Raw genomic sequence first — 387 nt, 5'->3', positions numbered from 1 at the left:
TGTGATCACAATGTCGTCGTGTGAGATGTCCATTCCGTGCTGTATGTCGCGCTGCGCAACCAACCTACGCAACGATTCACAGCCGGGCGGCAGGTTGGCGGCCAGCAAATCTACCGACATCTTGCGCCCGGAACGGGCCAAGTTGCGATTTAGTGCCGCGAGTGGAAACAAGCGCGGGTCAGGAAAGGCGTACCACAATGGCACCGCGACTTTATTACTTTGGTGCTTGAGGAAATCATACATGTCGTCGTCAATCGATTGACGTATGGCAGGACGAGTCGCTCGCGTATCGGCAAAACGCGCTAAGTCCGGCGTTACAAAATAGCCCGTTTGCGGTTTGGTAGTGATCCACCCCTGCGACTCAAGCAACTGGTAAGCTTGCAATAC

1 pseudogene is annotated in these 387 nt (G+C 54.5%); it reads right to left on the bottom strand.

The features are described 5' to 3' along the window. Positions 1-387: pseudogene (locus UF06_RS27010) on the bottom strand (PLP-dependent aminotransferase family protein); the annotation flags it as partial.

Origin of the sequence: Vibrio sp. S234-5, assembly GCF_000960595.1 — a bacterium.
Lineage (GTDB): Bacteria > Pseudomonadota > Gammaproteobacteria > Enterobacterales > Vibrionaceae > Vibrio.
Note: the sequence above shows the minus strand (reverse complement) of the source record. Positions and strands in the feature narration are given on the sequence as shown.